At 52.9% G+C, this 22,184-nt stretch carries 21 protein-coding genes and 4 tRNA genes; 23 read left to right on the plus strand and 2 right to left on the minus strand.

What is annotated here, in order from left to right:
* The first annotated feature begins 88 nt into the window (after window positions 1-88).
* From ACTHPM_RS25960 to trxB, 23 genes are all read left to right on the plus strand, one after another.
* Window positions 89-165 (plus strand) — tRNA-Asp (locus ACTHPM_RS25960).
* Window positions 166-237: 72 nt separating this feature from the next.
* A tRNA-Phe gene (locus tag ACTHPM_RS25965) sits at window positions 238-310 on the plus strand.
* 8 nt (window positions 311-318) lie between these two features.
* Window positions 319-404 (plus strand) — tRNA-Tyr (locus tag ACTHPM_RS25970).
* A gap of 7 nt (window positions 405-411) precedes the next feature.
* A tRNA-Lys gene (locus ACTHPM_RS25975) sits at window positions 412-484 on the plus strand.
* A gap of 148 nt (window positions 485-632) precedes the next feature.
* Window positions 633-1,802, plus strand: a complete 1,170-nt coding sequence (locus ACTHPM_RS25980; RefSeq protein WP_440421731.1) for a PucR family transcriptional regulator — start codon at window positions 633-635, stop codon at window positions 1,800-1,802.
* A gap of 104 nt (window positions 1,803-1,906) precedes the next feature.
* The gene (locus ACTHPM_RS25985; protein ID WP_440398191.1) at window positions 1,907-3,031 is read left to right on the plus strand and encodes an ABC transporter ATP-binding protein; all 1,125 of its coding nucleotides are present in this window, start codon (window positions 1,907-1,909) and stop codon (window positions 3,029-3,031) included.
* A gap of 200 nt (window positions 3,032-3,231) precedes the next feature.
* Window positions 3,232-4,170: an HPr(Ser) kinase/phosphatase gene (gene hprK / locus ACTHPM_RS25990; protein WP_440398192.1), complete on the plus strand. Its 939-nt coding sequence runs from the start codon at window positions 3,232-3,234 to the stop codon at window positions 4,168-4,170.
* A 12-nt stretch (window positions 4,171-4,182) separates the two neighbouring features.
* On the plus strand, window positions 4,183-5,223 hold the full coding sequence (gene lgt, locus ACTHPM_RS25995) for a prolipoprotein diacylglyceryl transferase (protein ID WP_440398193.1): 1,041 nt from the start codon (window positions 4,183-4,185) through the stop codon (window positions 5,221-5,223).
* Window positions 5,224-5,230: 7 nt separating this feature from the next.
* Window positions 5,231-5,875: a pyrophosphatase PpaX gene (gene ppaX / locus ACTHPM_RS26000; RefSeq protein ID WP_440398194.1), complete on the plus strand. Its 645-nt coding sequence runs from the start codon at window positions 5,231-5,233 to the stop codon at window positions 5,873-5,875.
* A gap of 97 nt (window positions 5,876-5,972) precedes the next feature.
* On the plus strand, window positions 5,973-6,512 hold the full coding sequence (locus ACTHPM_RS26005; RefSeq protein WP_440398251.1) for an acyltransferase: 540 nt from the start codon (window positions 5,973-5,975) through the stop codon (window positions 6,510-6,512).
* A gap of 44 nt (window positions 6,513-6,556) precedes the next feature.
* A complete protein-coding gene (locus tag ACTHPM_RS26010; protein WP_440398195.1) occupies window positions 6,557-7,738 on the plus strand; it encodes an acyltransferase in 1,182 nt (393 codons plus the stop codon).
* A 270-nt stretch (window positions 7,739-8,008) separates the two neighbouring features.
* The gene (locus tag ACTHPM_RS26015) at window positions 8,009-9,175 is read left to right on the plus strand and encodes an ATP phosphoribosyltransferase regulatory subunit (RefSeq protein ID WP_440398196.1); all 1,167 of its coding nucleotides are present in this window, start codon (window positions 8,009-8,011) and stop codon (window positions 9,173-9,175) included.
* Between the two features lie 95 nt (window positions 9,176-9,270).
* Complete coding sequence (hisG, locus tag ACTHPM_RS26020) at window positions 9,271-9,903, plus strand: ATP phosphoribosyltransferase (protein ID WP_440398197.1); 633 nt, start codon at window positions 9,271-9,273, stop codon at window positions 9,901-9,903.
* Window positions 9,904-9,936: 33 nt separating this feature from the next.
* Window positions 9,937-11,244, plus strand: coding sequence for a histidinol dehydrogenase (gene hisD / locus ACTHPM_RS26025; RefSeq protein WP_440398198.1), 1,308 nt, complete (start codon window positions 9,937-9,939; stop codon window positions 11,242-11,244).
* On the plus strand, window positions 11,234-11,842 hold the full coding sequence (gene hisB, locus ACTHPM_RS26030) for an imidazoleglycerol-phosphate dehydratase HisB (RefSeq protein WP_440398199.1): 609 nt from the start codon (window positions 11,234-11,236) through the stop codon (window positions 11,840-11,842). Before hisD ends, hisB begins: the two co-directional genes overlap by 11 nt.
* Window positions 11,843-12,469, plus strand: coding sequence for an imidazole glycerol phosphate synthase subunit HisH (hisH, locus tag ACTHPM_RS26035; protein ID WP_440398200.1), 627 nt, complete (start codon window positions 11,843-11,845; stop codon window positions 12,467-12,469). It abuts the gene before it with no gap.
* Between the two features lie 59 nt (window positions 12,470-12,528).
* Window positions 12,529-13,263, plus strand: a complete 735-nt coding sequence (hisA, locus tag ACTHPM_RS26040) for a 1-(5-phosphoribosyl)-5-[(5-phosphoribosylamino)methylideneamino]imidazole-4-carboxamide isomerase (protein ID WP_440398201.1) — start codon at window positions 12,529-12,531, stop codon at window positions 13,261-13,263.
* Window positions 13,264-13,299: 36 nt separating this feature from the next.
* Window positions 13,300-14,058: an imidazole glycerol phosphate synthase subunit HisF gene (gene hisF / locus ACTHPM_RS26045; RefSeq protein WP_440398202.1), complete on the plus strand. Its 759-nt coding sequence runs from the start codon at window positions 13,300-13,302 to the stop codon at window positions 14,056-14,058.
* Entirely contained in the window at window positions 14,055-14,750 is a 696-nt protein-coding gene (gene hisIE, locus ACTHPM_RS26050; protein ID WP_440398203.1) for a bifunctional phosphoribosyl-AMP cyclohydrolase/phosphoribosyl-ATP diphosphatase HisIE, read from the plus strand. Before hisF ends, hisIE begins: the two co-directional genes overlap by 4 nt.
* Before the next feature lie 13 nt (window positions 14,751-14,763).
* On the plus strand, window positions 14,764-15,588 hold the full coding sequence (gene hisJ / locus ACTHPM_RS26055) for a histidinol-phosphatase HisJ (RefSeq protein ID WP_440398252.1): 825 nt from the start codon (window positions 14,764-14,766) through the stop codon (window positions 15,586-15,588).
* A gap of 23 nt (window positions 15,589-15,611) precedes the next feature.
* Complete coding sequence (locus tag ACTHPM_RS26060; RefSeq protein WP_440398204.1) at window positions 15,612-16,559, plus strand: ribose-phosphate diphosphokinase; 948 nt, start codon at window positions 15,612-15,614, stop codon at window positions 16,557-16,559.
* Between the two features lie 224 nt (window positions 16,560-16,783).
* On the plus strand, window positions 16,784-18,538 hold the full coding sequence (locus ACTHPM_RS26065; RefSeq protein WP_440398205.1) for a tetratricopeptide repeat protein: 1,755 nt from the start codon (window positions 16,784-16,786) through the stop codon (window positions 18,536-18,538).
* A 19-nt stretch (window positions 18,539-18,557) separates the two neighbouring features.
* The gene (gene trxB, locus ACTHPM_RS26070; RefSeq protein WP_440398206.1) at window positions 18,558-19,505 is read left to right on the plus strand and encodes a thioredoxin-disulfide reductase; all 948 of its coding nucleotides are present in this window, start codon (window positions 18,558-18,560) and stop codon (window positions 19,503-19,505) included.
* 938 nt (window positions 19,506-20,443) lie between these two features.
* On the opposite strand, the gene ACTHPM_RS26075 is transcribed toward trxB, so the two are convergent.
* Both ACTHPM_RS26075 and ACTHPM_RS26080 read right to left on the minus strand, forming a co-directional pair.
* Window positions 20,444-21,046: a response regulator transcription factor gene (locus tag ACTHPM_RS26075; protein WP_440398207.1), complete on the minus strand. Its 603-nt coding sequence runs from the start codon at window positions 21,044-21,046 to the stop codon at window positions 20,444-20,446.
* The gene (locus tag ACTHPM_RS26080) at window positions 21,043-22,182 is read right to left on the minus strand and encodes a sensor histidine kinase (protein ID WP_440398208.1); all 1,140 of its coding nucleotides are present in this window, start codon (window positions 22,180-22,182) and stop codon (window positions 21,043-21,045) included. Before ACTHPM_RS26080 ends, ACTHPM_RS26075 begins: the two co-directional genes overlap by 4 nt.
* Between the last annotated feature and the right edge of the window lie 2 nt (window positions 22,183-22,184).

A 22,184-nucleotide genomic window follows, 5' to 3' on the forward strand; every position in this document is an offset into this window, starting at 1 on the left:
CCGGTGTAGCTCAATTGGTAGAGCAACTGACTTGTAATCAGTAGGTTGGGGGTTCAAGTCCTCTCGCCGGCACCATTTAAAATAATGAGGGACCGTGGTGTAGAGGCCTAACATGCCTGCCTGTCACGCAGGAGACCGCGGGTTCGAATCCCGTCGGTCCCGCCATTTATTTTAAATCAGTGCATTTCCACAAAGAGAAGTGGGAAGATTAACATAACCACTTCATTTTTTTTGTAAGGCTCGGTAGCTCAGTCGGTAGAGCAGAGGACTGAAAATCCTCGTGTCGGCGGTTCGATTCCGTCCCGAGCCACCTTATATGGAGGCTTAGCGAAGTGGCCAAACGCAGCAGACTGTAAATCTGTTCTCGTACGAGTTCGGTGGTTCGAATCCATCAGCCTCCACCAGTTTTATGAGCCATTAGCTCAGTTGGTAGAGCACCTGACTTTTAATCAGGGTGTCGAAGGTTCGAGTCCTTCATGGCTCATCCAAAAGACCATTAACCTTAGGGTTGGTGGTCTTTTTGCTATGTATATCCTTGGATTCATGCAGAATAGGATGAAGGCAATATCAAGGGCTTTCGGAATTTAATACATAATATGATAAAATAGAAAATAAAAACGGCAAAGTGGTGGATGACATCGATGGTGGAGATGGAGACGTTACGTAACAGGTTGGAACAGATTGTTGGAACGCCTTTGCGCATGAAGCAGCTGACCAAGCAGCAGTCTGAAAGCGTATATAATGATGCTGAACGTCAAGATTTGCCCAGTCCTTCGCAAGGCAGCGATCATTCTGCGGCGCATAACCTTGGGCTTAAAACGTCGGTCGTGGTCGATGAGATGATCTGGTACCCTCTTTATGTGAAGAACGGACACGTTCATGTGTTGGAAGCTCCTGTCCGGGAACTGAGCAAAGAAACCGCTCAGCTGATTGAGCTGTTGGTGGCGCAGGTAAGACCGGATATCGGAATTCCCGTGGAGGTGCAGGGAGACGAGGAACGGGAGGTCCAGCGTTTGAGTGCCTGGATTGTCGACCAGTTGGAACAAGAACGCGGAGACAGCGAGATTCCGGACGATCTTGAGCTCAAGCGGCGCTTGACGGGTGAAATGATCCCATTCCTGCTCACCTGCGAGAGCGTGCATGCTGCCGATGTGAATCGTGCCCAGCTCAAGAAGCTGCTGAAGAGCTATTTTGACGGGGAAGTCGTGCTCGTCCCTCTGCGAAACCACGAATGGCTGATTCTCGCCAAAAAAGAGCTTGTCATAGGTGCTGGAGAGGACAAGGACGAGGATAACGCCGAGTCGGAGACGGACATGCTTGCTGCCTTTTGCCTCGGATTGTACGAATTGATTGCCATTGAATGGGTGGGGACTTTTCATTTATCTGTGGGATCTTCTTTTTCGCCGGTCAAGTGGCTTCCTTCAATGGTGGCTCTTCTTAGAGAGACGATCTTTCTTGGCCGCACCTTTCATGTGGCGGAGCATGTTCATTTTCCGTGGGAGCTTCTGCTGGAGAGGCTGCTGTACAGCATACCGGTCGATCAGCGCAGATTATTTTTGGAGCAGGCCGGCGACCATGGGGTCCTGTTCTCGGATAATGAGACGCTGTCGACCCTCGAAACGTTCTTTCAACTGGATTGCAATGTGAGCGAAACAGCCAAACGTTTATATATTCACCGTAACACGCTTTTATACCGATTGGATAAGATCAAACAAGAGACCGGACTGGATGTCAGAAGCTTTGGAGATGCGGTTTTGGTGAAGCTGACGATGCTATTGTATAAAGTAACGAAAAGAAAATAGGTTTTTTGTGCAGTTTGTGTATAGCCAGTCTGCGAGATGTTCGTTAATATAGTATTATAAAAATGTATTCGATTTCATAATATACACTTAAGGGGGCAAATCTCATGGCAGGTGTACGTTTAGAGCATATTTTCAAAAAATATCCGGGTTCGGACAAAGCGACGGTTATGGATATCAGCCTTGACATTCAAGACAAAGAATTTTTGGTACTGGTAGGTCCTTCCGGTTGCGGTAAATCTACAACTCTTCGTATGATCGCCGGCTTGGAAGAGATTTCCGAAGGCAAACTTTACATCGGTGACCGCGTCGTGAACGACGTAGCTCCTAAAGACCGCGACATCGCGATGGTGTTCCAATCTTACGCTTTGTATCCACACATGAACGTATACCAAAACATGGCTTTTGGTCTGAAACTGCGTAAAGTGAAAAAAGACGAAATCGACAAGCGTGTACGTGAAGCTGCTAAAATCCTCGATATCGAGCATTTGCTTGACCGTAAGCCAAAAGCGCTTTCCGGTGGTCAGCGTCAACGTGTAGCCTTGGGCCGTGCCATCGTGCGTGATCCTCAAGTCTTCCTGATGGACGAACCGCTTTCCAACTTGGATGCGAAACTCCGCGGTCAAATGCGCGCCGAAATCACGAAGCTGGTTAAACGTCTTGAAACAACTTGCATCTACGTAACACATGACCAAACTGAAGCCATGACCATGGGTGACCGTATCGTTGTTATGCAGGACGGCATCATCCAGCAGGCTGCTTCTCCGGAAGAGCTCTACAACAGCCCTACGAACCTGTTTGTTGCCGGCTTTATCGGTTCCCCTACGATGAACTTCATCACAGGAACCCTGAGCGAATCCAACGGTGCTGTGCGCTTCCGTTCCCAAGGACTTGACGTTGAAGTTCCAGGCGGCAAAGCACAAACCCTGAAGAGCAAAGGCCTGATCGGCAAAGAAGTGATCATGGGCGTACGTCCGGAAGATATTCACGAAGAGCCAGTGTTCATGGAAGCTTCTCCAAACACAATCTTCACTTCCCATGTAGACGTAACAGAGAACCTGGGTCACGAAATGCTCCTCTACCTGAGCGGCGTTGGCAGCGACACTGTAATCGCCCGCGTAGACGGACGTTCCAACACTCGTGAAGGCGCAAATGTACGCCTTGCAGTAGATATGAACAAAATTCATATCTTCGATAAAGAGTCTGAACTGAATGTATTGTTGACGGACTAATCCAGGCGGTATGCCTGAAACCCAAAGCCGCCCGAAAGGGCGGCTTTTTTAATTGCGTTGGGTCGATTCCGGTTGTTGTTTGGCCATGATTGCATTCATTGGAAATTTCCTTTACGATGAGTACATTGGATTCGTTAGAATCGTCTCGGACAGCAACAAGGCTGGATTCTGAGCCAATCGGACAGAAAGGGAGACTTGGGATGGCTAAAAAGGTTAAAGTGGCAGAATTGGTACAGCAATTTCAGCTGGAAGTCATATCCGGTGAGCAAGGCTTAAAACGTATTATTACGACAGATGATTTGAACCGACCGGGTCTTGAGATGGCGGGTTATTTTGATTATCATCCCCAAGAAAGGGTACAGCTGCTGGGAAGAACGGAGCTGGCCTTTTTTAGCATGCTGACAGCTGAGGAGCGCAGGGAGCGTATGGAGCGTCTATGCAGCGAGGTTACGCCTTGCATCGTGGTAACGCGCGGTCTGGACGTGCCGGAAGAGCTTGTGAGCCTTAGCCAAGAGAAGCAGCTGCCAGTGCTGCGTAGCGGGATGGCGACGACGATTCTGCTGAGCCGGATTACGGGCTTCCTGGAAAGAAGATTAGCACCAACGACGACCATACATGGCGTATTGTGTGATGTGTACGGAGTCGGCATGCTGATTACCGGGAGCAGCGGTATCGGTAAGAGTGAAACGGCGCTTGAGCTTGTGAAAAGGGGACACCGGTTGATCGCCGACGATGCGGTTGAGATCCGCCAAACATCGGACAGCCAGCTGCACGGAACAGCCCCGGAGCTGATCCGCCATTTGCTGGAGATTCGAGGCGTCGGCATCATCAACGTCATGACGCTATTCGGTGCTGGAGCCATACGGAACAACAAACGGATTACGCTCGTTGTCCGCCTGGAGGCTTGGCAGCAGGATAAGCAGTATGACCGACTGGGTCTGGATGAGGAGACAACACGGATTATTGATACGGATATTCCACTCGTTACGATTCCGGTGCGCCCGGGACGAAACCTTGCTGTCATCATCGAGGTTGCTGCCATGAACTATCGCCTGAAGCAGATGGGTCTGAACGCAGCTCTGCAATTTACGAACAAGCTGACGGCCACCATTGCGGAAGACATGGAAGATATGGATTAGGAGAGTGAAAAAATGGCCACATTGCTTCTCAATCCGATCGCATTCTCGATTGGATCCCTGTCCGTACACTGGTACGGCCTCATCCTGGGGTTCGGTGCGCTGGCAGGACTTATGGTGGCTATCCGTGAAGGCAAACGTTTTGGAATTTCGCCGGAATTTTTCATGGATATGCTGCTGCTCGGGGTGCCTTCAGCCATTATCGGCGCGCGCATTTATTTCGTAGCCTTTAAATGGGATGATTATAAAGACAACCTGGTCGACGTATTTAAAATCTGGAACGGCGGCATTGCCATATATGGTGCGCTGATCGGTGCCATTATCTGTGCGGTGATTTACTTCCGTTACAGGGGATATAATTTCTGGCGTGTTGCGGACATTTGCGCGCCAGGCCTACTCACCGGGCAGATGATCGGCCGCTGGGGGAACTACGTGAACCAGGAAGCATACGGCGGTCCGGTTGCGGAGTCTTTCTTGCGGGACAAACTGCACCTTCCCAACTTTATCGTGGACCAGATGAATGTCCAAGGCGTGTATCACCATCCGACGTTCTTGTATGAATCGTTATGGAGCCTCGTGGGCATTATTATTTTATTCATTCTCCGCCGTCAAAGATTTTTGCGGGCAGCCGAGCTGTTTCTTTCCTATTTCATCTGGTATTCTATCGGGCGATTCTTCATCGAAGGCTTGCGCACGGATTCCCTTGCATTTGTCGGTCCGAACTGGCTGGCCTCGATCATGAACGGATTATGGAAGCCGATGGAATGGATGGGCTTCGAGCACGGAGCTCTGGATTCGGCATACGGCAACGTACGGATTTCACAGCTCCTTGCAATTTTGATCATTATTGTCGCCATCGTGGTGATTGTTGTCAGACGTATGACAGGAAAAGAGAAAGCCCATTACTTAGACCCGATTTACTCCACCAAAGCCCACCCGGACAATGTGCCTGAGTCGGAGTCAGTGATGGAGGAACGGAATGCAGAACGTGAAGTAAACCGCCCTGAGCCTGTTTCAACACATGATACAGAGGATGCGGAGGATAAAAAGGAGTAAATACAGCATGATCGATACCCTACTATTTGATTTGGACGGAACGATTATCGACACCAACGAACTGATTATCACCTCGTTTATGCACGTATTGGAGAAGCACCAGCTGACGCCGCTGACACGGGAGGAAATTATACCGAAAATGGGTGCGACGCTGGAGCAGCAGCTTCAGCATTTTTCCGGCATGGGGGATATTACCACGCTGATGACGTCGTACCGCAGCTACAATGATGATCATCATGACGCTATGGTTAAGCTTTTCCCGCATGTGGAGGAAGTCGTGAGTCAGCTGCATGCCAAAGGCATTCGATTGGGCGTGGTGACGACGAAGAATAAGCCCGGGACGATCCGGGTGCTTGAACTGTTCGGTCTATCCAAATACATGGGAGCCGTGATCACGCTGAATGATGTCGATCATCCCAAGCCCCATCCGGAACCGGTGTTAAAGGCAGTACAATTGCTGGGCGCGGATCCTTCGCGGACGCTGATGGTCGGGGACAGTCCGATGGATATTCAGTCGGCTAAAGCGGCCGGAGTCCGGTCCGCAGGCGTGGCTTGGTCCTTAAAAGGCGAGAAGGCGCTGCTGGAATACCAGCCAGACTTTATGCTGCAGGATATGAATGATCTATTTTCGTTGTTAGATAAATTGAACTAAAGAAAAAAAGGGAAAGTATTTCTCCTATTTTCCGAATGGAACCTAGGAGAAGCAAGGTTAAACTTTAGTTCATTTTATATAGAACAGGAGTAAAGGCATTGTGAGAAAAGTAACCCGGTATCCGGTGGAGGGGCCAAACGCGCTTTGGCAGATCTACAAGACCGTCAGCCCCTGGAAAGGGGTTAAAAACTTCATCTGCATCCAGGCGGCGCGGTATTGTCCGGTCCTTCCGCTTAAGAACTGGATTTATCGTCACCTCCTCGGCATGAAGGTCGGCGAACATACGGCCTTTGGCCTGATGGTGATGGTTGACGTGTTTTTTCCTGAGAAGATACAAATCGGAAAAAACTCGATTATCGGATATAATACCACCATATTGGCACATGAGTATTTGATCAAGGAGTATCGGCTTGGCGAGGTGATCATCGGAGACCAGGTATTAATCGGTGCGAATACCACCATACTGCCCGGTGTGACGATCGGTGATGGAGCTGTCGTTGCGGCAGGAGCTGTGGTGCATAAGGATGTGGCTCCGGGAGCTTTTGTCGGAGGAAATCCGCTGAGGGACCTGGGAAATAGCGCCGAAGTATCTACTGCCGAGGCAGACTCCTGCGGACACGAAACAAAGGTTCTTTAGGCATTCCGAATCAGGAGATCTATATTCAGGAGCGTTCATACATCATGATAAAAAAAGAGCGAATATATGAGCTCGACATTTTCCGTTCATTCGCCATTATGGCTGTACTTATGATCCATGCAACATCGCAGACCTTGGCCGAGACCAGGGGATCCTCCCTGTACCTGCCGTTTCTGTTTTTGAACACGTTCAGCAGTTTTGCGGTTCCGGTGTTTATTTTCCTAAGCGGATTTGTCTTGTTTTACAATTATATGGAACGTCCGTTGAATAGAGGGCTGCTCAAATCCTTTTACGGCAAAAGGCTGCTCTATATTCTGGTGCCTTATGTGACGTTTACCGTTTTTTATTTCATCTTCCAGTTATATAAACAGAATCGGCTCGACATGCCCTTTCCGCAGATGCTGGACGAGTTCGGACATGATCTGACCCACGGCACGGCCTATACCCATCTGTATTATGTCATTATCATGCTGCAACTATATGTGGTCTTTCCGCTCCTGCTCGGCTGGTTCAAGAAGCAGCGCAGCATCCGGCCATGGCTTGTCGTGATCGGCCTGATTCTGGAGTGGCTGTTCGTGTATCTGAACAAGTACGGCATGCACCTTCCAAGCAACAATTACTCGGGGCAGCATATTCACTGGGGACTGCCGAAAGGCAGCATTCTCATCTCTTACCTTTCCTATTTGTTTCTTGGAGCGGGAATGGCCATCTATTATGATCGGCTGAAGTCTTGGCTCGGAATTTCCGTGAAAGGGCTGAAATCCGGTAAAGGGCTGATCTGGATTCTAGTCTGGGTACTGTGGATCGTGGCCGGAGTTCTCCATACAGCCGTTTGGTACCAATACAATACCGTCGGTAGCAGCATGAACTCCCTGGTATACGAGCTTTTGCGAAATGTGCATGCGTTATTGTCCTGTATTGTGCTTTGGCATATTTCATACGCCGTCTATTATTACGGCTGGCGCTGGCTGCGGACGGCTCTGACCTCGATAGGGGCCTGCTCGTTCGGCATTTACCTCCTCCATCCTTTTATTCTGTACTGGTATAGGGTATGGTTCCATGGAGGCTCGAGCCTGAAGTATACGCTGCAAGTGGCAGGGAGCTGGTTTACGGCACTGGTACTGTCATGGATTGTAGTCTACCTCGCTTTTAAATTTGTGAAAGGATCCTGGATATTATTCGGGTCCAACCCATTAGGATCAAAAAAGAAGTCCGCGAAGGGCTAATCATAGTTCAAGGATGATGACTTGTTCTCATCGCCCGTTATTATCGGCACCGCCCATAGTCCACACATGCTGGAACGTTGGGTGGTTTTTTTATCTGAGGACCTTTCGGTTCATTGACGGACGCTTCAAGGCCATGTTAAAATAGCAAAACATCCTTTACTTTATTAGCAAGGTACCACTTTAATAAAATAAAGCATTTCGTGTTGATATGAACGTTCACGACGCATCATTGGTTGGGAACGGATTATGTATAGATGAGGTGAGATGGACGTGTCGAAACCAAAGGGTTTTGAAAAGCCGGTGGGAGTCCGTGATTATGTGCCGTATGCGGTTGACCGGCTGCGCGCGATTGAGCGCAACGTGCTTGACTGCATGAGCCGCTGGGGCTACCGGCAAATCATGACGCCAACGATGGAATTTTACGAGACGGTAGGAGTGGCCAGCTCCACGTCTGATCGAAAGCTGTTCAAGCTGCTGAATAACCGTGGCACCACTTTGGTGCTCCGTTCGGATATGACGGCACCCATTGCGCGTGTGGTGTCATCGCTTCTCAAGGAAGAGCCGCTGCCCATACGGTTGTCATACCATGCCAATGTATTTCGGGCCTTTGAGGAGGAAGCGGGAAGGGAAGCGGAGTTCTTCCAGACGGGCGTGGAGCTTGTAGGTGACGATTCGCCGGAAGCGGACGCCGAAGTGGTGGCGCTAGCCATCGAATCGCTGAAGGCGGCAGGCGTGGCTTCATTCAAAATCGCGATGGGCCATGTCGGTTTCCTGAACGGATTGTTTGAAGAGGTGCTGCCTGGACGAAGCGATGATCAGCGGGCACTGAAAAAACATCTCCTGGGACGCGATCATGTCGGATTCCGTAAAGCGATCCGGGAGCTGGCGATCAGCGAAGGCCAGCGGGAAGAGCTTGAAGGCATTCTGAGGCTGCGCGGGAACAAGGAGATCTGCGAACAGGCATCCGAGCTGAGCCGCCATCCGCTTGCGCAAGCTTCGACCGACCACCTATGCAAGGTGTGGGAAGTGCTTGAGGCGTATGGGGTGTCGGAGCATGTGCTGATCGACCTGACGATGATCGGCGACTTTTCCTATTATACGGGAATGACGTTTGAAGGCTATGCAGCCGAGCTTGGTTTTCCGGTATGCAGCGGCGGAAGATACGATAACCTCCTGCGCCAGTTTGGCCGGGATGTGCCCGCAACAGGCTTCGCTCTCAAAACCAACCGCATTCTGGACGGGGTCAAGGGCTCGGCAGGGGAAGAAACGCTTCCCATCCTGATCCGGTACACCGCAGCTGGCCGCAAGGAAGGTCTAGCCCGTGCAGCGGAGCTAAGGGAGCAAGGCGAGGTTGTCGTAACACAAATGATCGAGGACGGGCCGGAGGGCCTGCAGGAGTCGGCCGGACGGTACGGCAAGCTGGAGATGTTCTCTTGAAAAACGCATGGATTGCAGCCCACCGGCTTGAAGCTTTGAAGCGGGCTTGATCTGCCGGAAATCAAGAATACAGGACAAATAAGGAGGGAGTAAGCTTGACGGAAACATTGAAAGTAGCCATGCCGAAAGGACGGATCTATAAGAAGGCGGCGAATCTGTTCCGCGCCGCCGGACTTCCGATACCGATAGAAGTAGATGATACCCGCAAGCTGGTGATTGCTCTGCCTGAGCTGAACATGGAATTTATTCTGGCTAAGCCGGTAGACGTGCCGACCTATGTGGAGTATGGCGCGGCAGACATTGGTATTGTCGGTAAGGATGTGCTCATGGAGGAGAACCGGGACGTATATGAAATGCTCGACCTCGGCATCGCCAAATGCCGGATGTCGGTAATTGGACTGCCGAATTGGCAGCCCGGTATTCAGCAGCGCGTAGCGACCAAATATCCGAACGTGGCATCGCAATATTTTCGCGAGCAGGGACAGCAGGTAGAGGTTATCAAGCTGAACGGCTCCATCGAGCTTGCGCCGCTGATCGGCCTGGCCGACCGGATCGTCGATATGGTGGAAACCGGGCAGACGTTAAAGGAAAACGGGCTGGTGGAAATGAACGAAATATTCGAGATTACGAGCCGCCTTATTGCTAACCGGGTCAGCTACCGGATGAAGAACGGACAAATCCAATCGCTGTGTGATCGTCTTCAAAAGGCCATCGCAGCGGAAGTTTAAAGCGTAAAGGCAGGATGGAGAGGGGAGAAGAGCATGAAGATTGTACCGGTACAGGATTTTGATCTGCGGCGTGAAGTCGACTACGGAACACCGGAACAAAATGCAAGTGCGAAGCAGATTGTCAGTGATGTCAAAGCGGAAGGCGATGCGGCGCTGCTTCGCTACACGAAGGAGCTTGACCGTACCGAGCTGACCGTTGGTATGCTGCGAGTGACCGAAGCGGAGCTGAAAGCGGCTTATGAACAGGTAGAGGCGTCCTTTATTACGGCGATCTCCGCCGCTGCGGAGAACATTCGCGCTTTCCATATGCGGGAGAAGCGGAACTCCTGGATGGATCTGCAGCCCGATGGCAGCATTCTGGGTCAGATCATCAGGCCCCTGAAACGCGTCGGCGTGTACGTTCCCGGCGGTAAAGCCGCGTACCCTTCCTCGGTATTGATGAACGTCATTCCGGCCCAGGTCGCCGGTGTGCCGGAGATTGTCATGGTCACGCCGCCCTCCACCGGAGGCGGGGAAGGGATCAATCCTTATATTCTGGTCGCGGCTGCGGAGGCGGGCGTGAACGAAATATACCGCGTTGGCGGAGCGCAGGCTATCGCCGCTCTGGCATACGGCACGGAGACCATTGCGCCGGTCGATAAGATCTGCGGACCGGGCAACATTTACGTGGCGCTTGCCAAACGCGAGGTATACGGGGCTGTCGATATCGACAGCATCGCTGGACCGAGCGAGATCGTGGTTCTCGCCGACGAGTCGGCAGACCCTGAATATGTGGCTGCCGACCTGCTCTCGCAGGCCGAGCATGATGAGATGGCATCCGCCATTCTGGTGACGCCGTCACGGGAGCTTGCGGACCGGGTATCCGCCGAAGTGCAGCGCCAGCTTGCTCTGCTGCCAAGACGCGATATTGCCTCGGCTTCCATTGAGAACTACGGAGCGATCATCGTGACGGAATCCCTCAAGGAAGGGATCTCCGTCGTGAACCGTCTGGCGCCGGAACATCTGGAGCTTATGGTAGCCGATCCGATGGCGCATGTGGGACTCATCGAAAATGCCGGAGCCATTTTCCTTGGGGCCTACAGCTCGGAGCCTGTCGGGGATTACTTTGCAGGCCCGAATCATATTATCCCAACCAACGGTACCGCGAGATTCTCGTCGCCGGTGGATGTGGACGATTTTATTAAAAAATCCAGCATGATTTATTATAGCAAGGAAGCCCTCATGCAAAATGGCGCGGCAATTATGGAGCTGGCACGCGGCGAAGGGCTGGAAGCACATGCACGGGCCATCGAAGTCCGGCTGAAGCGGGAAGGAAAGGCAGGAGAAGAACATGGAAACTAATCAGGAACAAAAGACGAGAAGCGCGGAGATCAGCCGTAAAACGAACGAAACGGACATTAAGCTGGCCTTTTCGGTTGATGGAACCGGCGTATCGGAGCTGGAAACAGACGTACCGTTTTTGAACCATATGCTCGATCTGTTTACTAAGCATGGGCTATTCGATCTGAAAGTAGTGGCACGCGGAGATATCGAGATTGACGATCACCACACGGTGGAGGATATCGGCATCTGCCTGGGTCAAACGCTGCGGGAAGCCTTAGGGGATAAAAAGGGCATCAAGCGTTATGCGAGCGTCTTCGTGCCGATGGATGAGGCCCTTGCCCAGGTGATTGTCGATATCAGCAACCGGCCGCATTTCGAATACCGGGCGGAATATCCTTCGCCGCAGGTCGGCAGCTTCTCCACGGAGCTTGTACAAGAATTCCTGTGGAAGTTTGCGCTGGAGGCGCGCCTTACGCTGCATGTTATCGTACATTACGGACAAAACACGCATCACATGATCGAGGCGATATTTAAAGCACTTGGCCGTGCCCTGGATGAGGCGACCAGCATCGATCCGCGGGTGACGGGGGTCCCATCAACGAAGGGAGTGCTGTAAGTGGCGATCGCGATCGTGGATTACGGCATGGGCAATCTGCATAGCGTAAGCAAAGCCGTGGAGCGCCTCGGAGCCGAAGCGCTCGTCACGGGCGATCGTGCGGAGATCCTGAACGCGGACGGCATTATTTTGCCCGGCGTCGGCGCCTTCGGCGATGCGATGGAGCACCTGCGTGACAGCGGGCTTGGCGAAGTTATGCAGGAGGCTGCTGCCGCAGGCCGGCCGCTGCTGGGCATTTGCCTTGGCATGCAGCTCTTGTTTGGAAGCAGCGAGGAGCATGGCGACCATGAGGGTCTTGGCATTCTGCCGGGTCGGGTAATCCGGTTTGCGAATGCAGACTATAAGGTCCCGCATATGGGCTGGAATCGGCTAGATTTCTTGCACAAAGACGATCCGCTGCTGGCGGGACTTGCGGAAGGGCATGTCTATTTCGTGCATTCTTATCATGTTCTTCCGGAAGTAAAGTCTGATCTGCTCGCAGTTACGGATTACGGACAGCCGGTAACGGCCATTGTCGGACGCGGCAGCGTATACGGAATGCAGTTTCATCCGGAAAAGAGCGGGGAGCTCGGCATGGAGCTGCTGAACCGGTTTTTGAAGATTTGCCGGCAGACAATGAAACCATAACAAAACCAGCGTGATCGTGCGGTAGAAGCATTATAAAAAGGGAAGCGGGGAGTTCATCGATGTCATCATTCATCATTTATCCGGCCATTGATATCCGCGGAGGCAAATGCGTCCGGCTGATTCAGGGGGATTACAGTCAGGAAACGGTATATAACGAAAGCCCGCTGGCGGCTGCCAAGGCATGGGAAGCCCAAGGGGGTTCTTATATCCATCTGGTCGATCTGGATGGGGCTAAAGCCGGGCATCCGGTAAATGACGAAGTGATCGGGGCGATTGCTTCCGGCGTTCAGGTTCCGGTTCAAGTCGGTGGAGGGCTGCGGACCGTGGATGACGTCAAACGCCTGTTATCGCTCGGTGTAAGCCGCGTCATTATCGGGACGGCTGCGATCGAGGACCGCGCCTTTACGGAAGAGGTGCTCGGCACCTATGGAGACAAGATTGCGATCGGCATCGACGCCCGGAACGGCTATGTGGCAACGCGCGGGTGGCTGGAGACCTCCGAGGTTAAGGCAGAGGAGCTTGCGAAGGAGCTGGCTTCCAAAGGGGCGGAAACGTTTATTTTTACCGATATTTCGCGGGACGGCATGATGCAGGGGCCCAACGTCGATGCCATTGTGGCGCTGGCGAAGAGCAGCGGCAGAAACGTCATTGCTTCGGGCGGCGTAAGCGTGATGGATGACCTGGTCCGGCTGAATCAGTACTGCCAAGACGGCGTGGGCGGTGCGATCGTCGGCAAGGCGCTTTATACAGGCAGCATCGATCTGGCCGAGGCCGTCAGAACATTGAAGAAGTAAAGAAAAAGCGAAGCGGCGAAAGAGGGAGAGAAGGCCATGCTGGCAAAACGTATCATTCCGTGCCTGGACGTGAAGGACGGACGGGTGGTTAAGGGAGTCAATTTCGAAAATTTGCGTGATGCAGGCGACCCGGTTGAGCTGGCGGCGCTGTATGACCGGGAAGGCGCCGACGAGCTCGTGTTCCTGGATATCTCAGCATCGGTCGAGGGCCGGCAGACGATGGTAGAGGTCGTACGGCAGACGGCGGGAGAAATCGCAATCCCGTTTACCGTCGGGGGCGGCATATCCCAAGTGGACGATATGAAAAGAATCCTTCGCGCCGGAGCGGACAAAATCGGCATCAACACGGCGGCTGTCCTGAATCCGCAGCTGATTGCCGACGGCGCGCGCCGCTTCGGATCCCAGTGCATCGTGGTGGCCGTGGATGCCAAGTATAACGAAGCGTGGGGCGAATGGGAAGTGTATACGCACGGGGGACGCAAAGCATCAGGAATCCGGGCGCTCGAATGGGTGCGCAAAGCAGAACAGCTCGGAGCCGGAGAAATATTGCTGACCAGCATGGATGCCGACGGGACGAAGGACGGCTTTGACATTCGGCTGACCGCAGCTGTCGCGGATGCAATCCGGATTCCGGTTATCGCCTCGGGCGGAGCGGGAACCAAGGATGACTTTGTCGAAGTATTCACGAAGGGAAAAGCAGATGCAGGGCTGGCAGCCACGATCTTTCACTATAAAGAGATCTCCATACCGGAGCTGAAGCAGGACTTAAAGCAAAAAGGGGTTGAAATCAGATGAGTGAACAAACGAAGCAACAATCGCTCGAGCAGGTGCAGGATCAAATCCGCTTTGACAAGGACGGACTCGTTCCCGCGATCATTCAGGATGCCGCGAGCAAGGAAGTCTTGATGATGGCCTATATGAACGGGGAATCCCTGAAGCGTTCGGTAGAAACCGGCGAAACCTGGTTTTGGAGCAGATCGCGTCAGGAACTATGGCATAAAGGAGCTACTTCCGGAAATACGCAACAAATCGTCTCGGCGCAGTATGACTGCGATGGCGACACTCTTTTATTCTTGGTGAAGCCTGCGGGTCCGGCATGCCATACCGGGGAGAAGACATGCTTCTATCGGGGCATCGAATCTCCGGCGCTTGCTGCCGCTTCAGCCAATGATGCCGCCGGGGACAGACACCGGTTCGCCGTGCTGGAGGAGCTGGAGCAGGTCATTGCCGAGCGTGAAAAGGATCGTCCGGAAGGCGCTTATACGACCTATCTGTTCGATAAAGGCATGGATAAGATCCTGAAAAAGGTTGGCGAAGAGACGGCCGAAACCATCATCGCCGCCAAAAATAAGGATAACGACGAGCTGCGTCTTGAAGTCAGCGACCTGATCTATCACCTGCTCGTTCTGCTGCAGGAACGGAAGCTTCCGCTGGATGACATCATGGCTGAGCTGGACCGCCGTCATGAGCGTCCTCGCCGGGATTAGGGGGCAAAGGCAGATGCTGATTGATTACCACACGCATCATGTGCGCTGCGGCCATGCCGTCGGACAGCTTGAAGAGTACGTGCGCCGCGGCATAGAGATCGGACTTGGCCAAATCGGCTTGTCCGATCATATGCCGCTGCTTCACGTCGATCCGGCAACCTATTATCCGGAAATGGCCATGCCGATGGATGAGCTTCCGCGTTATGTGGAGGAGTGCCTCCAGCTGAAGGAAAAGTATAAAGGGCAAATTGAGATACGATTGGGACTTGAAGGGGATTATATAGAAGGCTGGGAAGAAGCGATCGAGCGGATCGTGACCGCCTATCCATGGGACTACGTCATTGGTTCCGTCCATTTCCTCGGCGAATGGGATATCACGGATCACCGGCAGACGCAGGGCTGGGAAGGCAAGGACCCGCTTGAGGTCTACCAAACCTACTATGATGCCGTTCAAAAGGCGGCAGGAACAGGTTTCTATGACATTATGGGCCATCTGGATGTCATTAAACGGTTCGGGTACCACCCTGGCAGGGAAGCTGCAAAAGAAGTCGAGGCGCTGGAAAATGCGGCTCTGGCTGCCGTGGCCAAGAGCGGTGTGGCAATGGAGCTGAATGCTTCCGGGTTGTCCAAGCCGTGCGCGGAAATGTTCCCGTCGGAGCGGATGCTTCGTGAGGCCTTCAGACTGGGCATCCCGCTTACGGTCGGTTCCGATGCCCACGATCCGAAGAAGCTTGGCGAGAATCTGGACCGTGCACGGGCCGTTTTGTGGGAAACCGGATTTCGCGAGCTTGCCGTATTCGATCAGCGGCAAAGAAGCATGATCCCGCTTGAAGTTTAAATAACAGGTTCAAGGAGGAGCATATGCAGCACAAGGTGCGAATTTTTTCCGGTTCATCGAATCCCCAGCTTGCCGAGAGCATGTGCGAGAAGCTGGGGGCGGAGCTGGGCAGCATTACGTTATCCCGTTTCAAAAGCGGCGAGATTTATGTCAATTACGAAGAGAGCATTCGCAATTGCGACGTATTCATCGTACAGTCGCTCTCGCATCCGATCAACGAGCTCTTTGTCGAGCTGCTTGTCATGATCGATGCGGCTAAGCGAGCATCTGCGCGAACGATCAATATTGTCGTGCCGTACTATGGATACGCCCGTCAAGAGCGGAAATCTGCGCCGCGCGAGCCGATCTCCGCCAAGATGGTAGCCGATGTCCTGACGACAGCGGGGGCGAACCGGGTCATAACGATGGACCTGCATGCGCCAGCGATTCAAGGCTTCTTCAACATTCCCGTCGACCATCTCACGGCGCTGGACTTGATTAGCGATTATTTGAAGTCTCTGAAGCTGGAGAATCCCGTCATCGTATCCCCCGATGCGGGACGGGCCAAGACGGCGGAGAAGCTGGCGAACCGGCTGGACTCCCCGTTCGCGATCATGTTCAAGAAACGGCCGGCCCATAACGAGTCGGTCGTCACGCATGTCATTGGCGACGTCGAGGGAAGGACTCCGGTCATTATCGAGGACATCATCGATACGGGATCGACGATCGTCAACGTGGTGGACAGCTTGAAGGAACGCGGGGCGAAGCAGGCCATCGTCTGCGCGACCCATGGATTGTTCTCGGGGAATGCCCTGGAGCGGCTCAGCCATTCGCATATCCGGGAGATCGTGGTGACGGATTCGATTGCAATTCAGGAGGGGCAGCATGAACGGTTAACCGTTCTGAATGTAGCCCCTACGCTGTCCGCAGCCGTAAGAATTATCATGGAAGGCGGCTCGCTCGCCACCATGTTCAAAGACGCTGGAGTGTAGTTCTCCGGCGTCTTTTTCATCTCATCGAAGTAAAGGTTACGGTTCATGCCGGATCAAATGCAATTCTATCATCAATGAAAATTACATATACAAAATTGTTAGCCTGTTTTATAGCATGGGACAGCATGTATATAATAGATATTGCCTTAGATGCACCTTTAAAGTTATGGTATACTGTTCTCGATAGAATGTTATACGCAACTTAAGGGAGGTGCCTTGCTTACATGGAAAATAATCATTTGCAGGCGGAGGACCTACAACATAAAGTCATACCCATTCACATGGATGCCAATTTCTTTTTTGAACGAGCAGTCCGGTCCTTGGACCGCCTTCAACATGACAAGGCATTAAAATATTTTCGCAAAGCTGTTGAATATGAACCGGAAAATCCGGTGAATCATTGCAATATGGCGGGTATATTATCAGAGATGGGCGATTATGAAGGTTCTAACGCCGTCCTTACCAATATTTTGGAGCATGTCGATGCATCCATGACGGAATGCTATTTCTATATGGCGAACAATTACGCCAATATGGACCATTTTGAAGAAGCCGAACGCGCGCTGATCAAGTACCTGGAGGAGGATCCTGCAGGCCAGTTTTTGGACGAGGCCGAAGAGATGATGGAGCTTTTCCAATACGAGCTGGAGCGTCCGGTGAAGCTGAGCCGGATCCGCAGCCGTGAAGGCATGGTAGAGCATGAAGAGGCGCGGGCGTTGATGGAGGAAGGGAAGTTCTCTCAGGCAGCTGAGCTTCTCGAACGTATCGTGGAAGAGCACCCTGATTTCCTGGCGGCACGCAACAATCTCGCACTGGCTTATTACTACATGGGGCTGTTCCGCAAAGCGAAGGCAACGATTGGCGAGGTGCTGGAGCTGGAACAGGGGAATATCCACGGGCTGTGCAATCTCGCGATATTTTACCAGCATGAGGGAGATACTACTTCTTTGAATCCCCTGCTTGCACTGCTCGAAATCACGGTGCCTTTCCATCAGGAACATGTGTTTAAACTGGCTACCACGATGGGAATTCTGGGCAAACATGAGTCTGCCTACGGGCACTTCCGCCGCCTTTTGAAGGATGAGGAAGTGAACGGAGACCCGAGCCTGTACCATTACACGGCGGTGGCTGCCTTTAACAGCGGGCGTTATCAAGAAGCGCAGCGTTATTGGCGCCAGTTGCATAAATTAGACCCGGCATCGGATATCCCGCGGTTTTATTTGGCTCAGCTGGAGGAACTCGATCTGACGGGCACGCAGCAAATTGAGCTGAGCTACCACTACCATTTGCCGTTTGAGGAGCAGTTGAAGCGCTGGGAACAGAATGAAAGCGAGCTGTGCGAAGAAATCAAAACCAATCCGCTGATTCGTTCCTCGTTCTATTGGGCGCTGCGGTATGGAGACAAGGGAACCAAGCTTCAGGTGATTCGCGCGCTGGGCTGGATTGCCGACGAAGAAGTGAGAGAGACGCTGGAAGCTTTCCTCCAAGAGCCGGATGAAGCGGCTGAATTGAAAAGGGAAGCGCTGCGCATTTTGCAGGACATGGGACCGGAAGGTTCCTCCCAGGCCGTACTGGAAGTGAGTGCAGCTTCTGCGGTATCTATGATCGCGGAAACGCAGTCGGCATACGAATTTCATACGGGGGGAGAATCCCTTCAGGCGGTCGTGGACCAGGCATTTCTGCACATGGACGATCAGAAGGACAGGGAGCAGAAAATGCATTTGCAAAATCTGTGGTCCCAGTTTCTGGGCAAGCTTCATCCGGACACGCCGATGATCCGTCATACGGAGGGCTGGTCTGCGGCGCTGGAATACTTAACGTCCAAGCAGCACGGAGGTTCTCTGACCTATCAGGATGTAGCCCAGCGGTACGGGGTCTCCGTATCCACGGTCAGCCGCTATGCGAAACGCATCGACAGTGTATGCTCGCTCAAGGAAGAAAAGGATGAACTTTTCCGGCCTTTCACCGAAAATATATAAAAAAGAGGAGAGGATAGATATGTACAAATCCATCGTAATCGGAACGGGTCCTGCGGGACTGACGGCAGCCATTTATTTGGCTCGCGCCAACATGCAGCCGCTCGTCATTGAAGGCATGCAGCCAGGCGGACAGCTGACCACGACGACGGACATCGAGAACTTCCCGGGCTTCCCGGACGGCATTATGGGACCGGAATTGATGGACAACATGCGTAAGCAGGCCGAGCGTTTTGGCGCCGAGTTCAAAACCGGATGGGTGGACAAGGTGGATTTCTCCAAGCGTCCATTCAAATTGACCGTCGAAGGCATGGGTGAGATTGAAGCGGAATCCGTGATCATCTCGACCGGCGCTTCCGCGAAATATCTCGGCATTCCGGGAGAGCAGGAGAACGTCGGACGCGGCGTCAGCACCTGCGCAACCTGCGACGGATTTTTCTTCCGCGGCAAAAAGATTCTCGTGATCGGCGGCGGCGACTCCGCGATGGAGGAGGCGAACTTCTTGTCCCGGTTCGGGTCCAGCGTGACGCTGGTGCATCGCAGAGAAGAACTGCGCGCCTCGAAAATCATGCAGGACCGCGCACGCGGCAACGAGAAAATCATTTGGGCGCTGAACCGCGTACCGCTTGAGGTTGTAGCGGGCGATAACGGCGTGAAGGGCCTGAAGGTGTTCAACAACGAAAGCAAGCAGGAAGAGCTGATCGAGGCGGACGGCGTATTCGTGGCGATCGGCCATACGCCGAACACCAAGTTCCTGGATAACCAGATCACGACCGACGAAGTGGGATACATTATGGTGAAGCCGGGCACGACGGAAACGAATATTCCGGGCGTGTTCGCCTGCGGCGACGTGCAGGATGTGAGGTACCGCCAGGCGATCTCCGCAGCCGGTACAGGATGCATGGCCGCGATGGACTGCGAGAAGTTCCTCGAAGGCAGCATGGTGCATGACTGGAGCGAAACGCTGTAAGTCTTGAAAGCAGCAAGCACCGGAAACTGTAAGTGCCTGAAATATAAAAAGGGTGTCCTAAGCCAGGGTATGGCGGAGGACACCTTTTTTCATTAGTAATTATCTGATGTATTCGGTTTTTCACATACAATCGGCTCAGTTGCCGTCCGTATCGCCTCATGTATTCGGTTTTTCACATACAATCGGTTCTGTTGCCGTCCGTATCGCCTCATGTATTCGGTTTTTCGCATACAATCGGCTCAGTTGCCGTCCGTATCGCCTCATGTATTCGGTTTTTCACATACAATCGACCCGTTTCCTTCCGTGTCCCATCATGTATACGGTTTTTCGCATACAATTGGCCCGTTTCCTTCCGTGTCACACCATGTATTCGATTTTTCGCATACAATCGGCTCGTTTCCTTCCGTGTCGCATCATGTATACGGTTTTTCGCATACAATTGGCTCGTTTCAGCCCGTATCACATCATCTACTCGATTTTTCGCATACAATCGGCTCGTTTCCTCCCGTGTCGCATATATGTATTCTGTTTTTCACATACATTCGGCTCTGTTGCCGTCCGCGTCGCACCATATAATCGAATTTTTAGCGGTTAAATAGGGAATGCAGCAGGGGAGACGAATTCATTCACAAATCAGCAGCAAGTCCCACGTTTGCCCCGAACACAGATAAATTCCATGAATTAATGAAAGAAGCTGCCGACGGGTCGAAGACCCGGCGCAGCTTCTTAGTTCCATCTCGCCGAAGAATGAGGTGAGGAGAGTATTTGCCTTTAAAAGAAGGAGGAGCGGAGGTTTGGGGATAGCCGATCCTTTGAGAGCCAGTTTTCACCTTAGACCCTTCCAATCCTAAAACTGGCGAACAACAGAGCGGATAGCGCCAAACCGGAGCGGCTCAGAGCGGATAGCGCCAAACCGTAGCGGCTCAAACCGGAGCGGCTCACAACCACCCATTCTCCTCCGCCAAACCGATTGCCTCAATCCGGTTTTTGACCTCCAGCTTGTTCAGCATTTCGGAAATATAATTGCGCACCGTGCCGTGCGATAAGTGCAGGGAGCGGGCGATCTCGCTTGCGGTCTTACCTGCCGCGATCAGCTGTAATATCTCGCCCTCCCGCGGCGTGAGCGGGTTCTTCCGCACGGCCGAGTCGAAGACCAGCTCCGGGGAAATGGCTCGGTGCCCCTGCATTACCCGCCGGATCGATTCGGCCAGCCTGTCGCTCGGCTCGTCCTTCAGCAGATAGCCGCTGACGCCGGCCTTGACGGCTCGCTCGAAGTATCCCGGGCGGGCAAAGGTGGTTAGAATAATGACCCGGCATGGGGATGCCTTCATTTTAAGCTGCTCCGCCACCTCGATACCGGTCTGAACGGGCATTTCAATGTCGAGCAGGCAAATGTCGGGCGTAAGCTTCAAGATCATGGACAGCGCCTCCTGGCCGTCCCCCGCCTGTCCCACGACCTGCAGGTCGTCCTCCAGATCAAGCAAAGAGGCAAGAGCGCCGCGCAGCAGGCGCTGGTCTTCGGCGATCACAATTCGGATCATGCGGTTTCACACTCCTTGCCGGTTTCGTTTTTGACAATCGGGATGCGGATTGTGACCCGGGTGCCCTCCGAGACGGCGAGCTCGAGGCTGCCATCAATCAGGGACAACCGCTCCCTCATGCCCGTCAGGCCGTTGCCTTCTATTCCGCGGTCCTCATGTCCCGCGTTCCAGCCGATGCCGTTGTCGCTGATCGTCAGCCGGATTTCGCCCGACGTCTGCTCGATCGCGATCGTACAGGTATCGGCGAGGCTGTGTTTGACGATGTTGGTGATGGCTTCCTTCAGGCACATACTGAGCATGTTCTGCACAAGTCCCGAGATGTTCTCCACGCGGAAGTCCCCTTCCGCTATATACCGAATGCCTGCACTATCCAGCATCCGCTCTGATGCCTTCAATTCTTCCATGAGAGTTAACATGCGCATGTCGGTCACAAGCTCCCGTACCTGGCGCAGAGCAGCTCTGGAGGTCTGTTCAATCTCCTGCGCTTCATGTAGCGCTTTTTCGGGATCGCGTTCGATCAGGCGGGTGACGAGCTGGCTTTTCAGAGTAATCAGCGACAGTGTATGCCCCAAGGTATCATGCAGGTCCCTTGAAATGCGCATCCGCTCTTCACGCTTCACGAGCTCCGCAATCCGGTCGTTGGCCTGGTTCAGGTCGCGTTCCAGCTGCTGCTGCTTGAACATGGAGCGCATCCCGAACGGGGACATCATCATCACGATAAGAAAGGGAAGAACAATGTAGACATCCTGTCTTTCGAGACGCGGAATATTAAGGATGAGCGGCAGAATCAGCATCGCGTAAAATACGGCCAGCGCAGTGTAGAAGCGCCTCGTTTCCTTGTAATAAGCAACGAAGCTGGCCGTGTAGAAGCCCAGAAACAAGTTGTAGGGACTGTATGTGATGCAGAGAATAAAAGCGAGAAGCATCTGCAGGCCCAGCCAGAGAGTAAAGGATTTTTTGGCGAAAAACAGCTGCCTGTAGGTCAGCAGGAACAGGGCGATCAGCGCATAGCCCGCAAGCATCTTGAGCCCGTGCTCCCGGCTGATATAGTAGATCGGCATGGAGATATAAATAAGCCATACGTAGGGGAAGAACCCGAGCTCGCTCGGGAACAATCGTAATCGGGAACGAATCAAGG

Origin of the sequence: Paenibacillus sp. SAFN-054, from assembly GCF_051966755.1 — a bacterium.
Taxonomy (GTDB): Bacteria; Bacillota; Bacilli; order Paenibacillales; family Paenibacillaceae; genus Paenibacillus_AQ.

Bases quoted from the DNA above. Each gene is read 5' to 3' on its own strand.
- ACTHPM_RS25980 (WP_440421731.1), top strand. From the start codon at position 633: ATGACATCGATGGTGGAGATGGAGACGTTACGTAACAGGTTGGAACAG.
- ACTHPM_RS25985 (WP_440398191.1), top strand. From the start codon at position 1,907: ATGGCAGGTGTACGTTTAGAGCATATTTTCAAAAAATATCCGGGTTCG.
- hprK (WP_440398192.1), top strand. From the start codon at position 3,232: ATGGCTAAAAAGGTTAAAGTGGCAGAATTGGTACAGCAATTTCAGCTG.
- lgt (WP_440398193.1), top strand. From the start codon at position 4,183: ATGGCCACATTGCTTCTCAATCCGATCGCATTCTCGATTGGATCCCTG.
- ppaX (WP_440398194.1), top strand. From the start codon at position 5,231: ATGATCGATACCCTACTATTTGATTTGGACGGAACGATTATCGACACC.
- ACTHPM_RS26010 (WP_440398195.1), top strand. From the start codon at position 6,557: ATGATAAAAAAAGAGCGAATATATGAGCTCGACATTTTCCGTTCATTC.
- hisD (WP_440398198.1), top strand. From the start codon at position 9,937: ATGAAGATTGTACCGGTACAGGATTTTGATCTGCGGCGTGAAGTCGAC.
- hisB (WP_440398199.1), top strand. From the start codon at position 11,234: ATGGAAACTAATCAGGAACAAAAGACGAGAAGCGCGGAGATCAGCCGT.
- hisA (WP_440398201.1), top strand. From the start codon at position 12,529: ATGTCATCATTCATCATTTATCCGGCCATTGATATCCGCGGAGGCAAA.
- hisF (WP_440398202.1), top strand. From the start codon at position 13,300: ATGCTGGCAAAACGTATCATTCCGTGCCTGGACGTGAAGGACGGACGG.
- hisIE (WP_440398203.1), top strand. From the start codon at position 14,055: ATGAGTGAACAAACGAAGCAACAATCGCTCGAGCAGGTGCAGGATCAA.
- hisJ (WP_440398252.1), top strand. From the start codon at position 14,764: ATGCTGATTGATTACCACACGCATCATGTGCGCTGCGGCCATGCCGTC.
- ACTHPM_RS26060 (WP_440398204.1), top strand. From the start codon at position 15,612: ATGCAGCACAAGGTGCGAATTTTTTCCGGTTCATCGAATCCCCAGCTT.
- ACTHPM_RS26065 (WP_440398205.1), top strand. From the start codon at position 16,784: ATGGAAAATAATCATTTGCAGGCGGAGGACCTACAACATAAAGTCATA.
- trxB (WP_440398206.1), top strand. From the start codon at position 18,558: ATGTACAAATCCATCGTAATCGGAACGGGTCCTGCGGGACTGACGGCA.
- ACTHPM_RS26075 (WP_440398207.1), bottom strand. From the start codon at position 21,046: ATGATCCGAATTGTGATCGCCGAAGACCAGCGCCTGCTGCGCGGCGCT.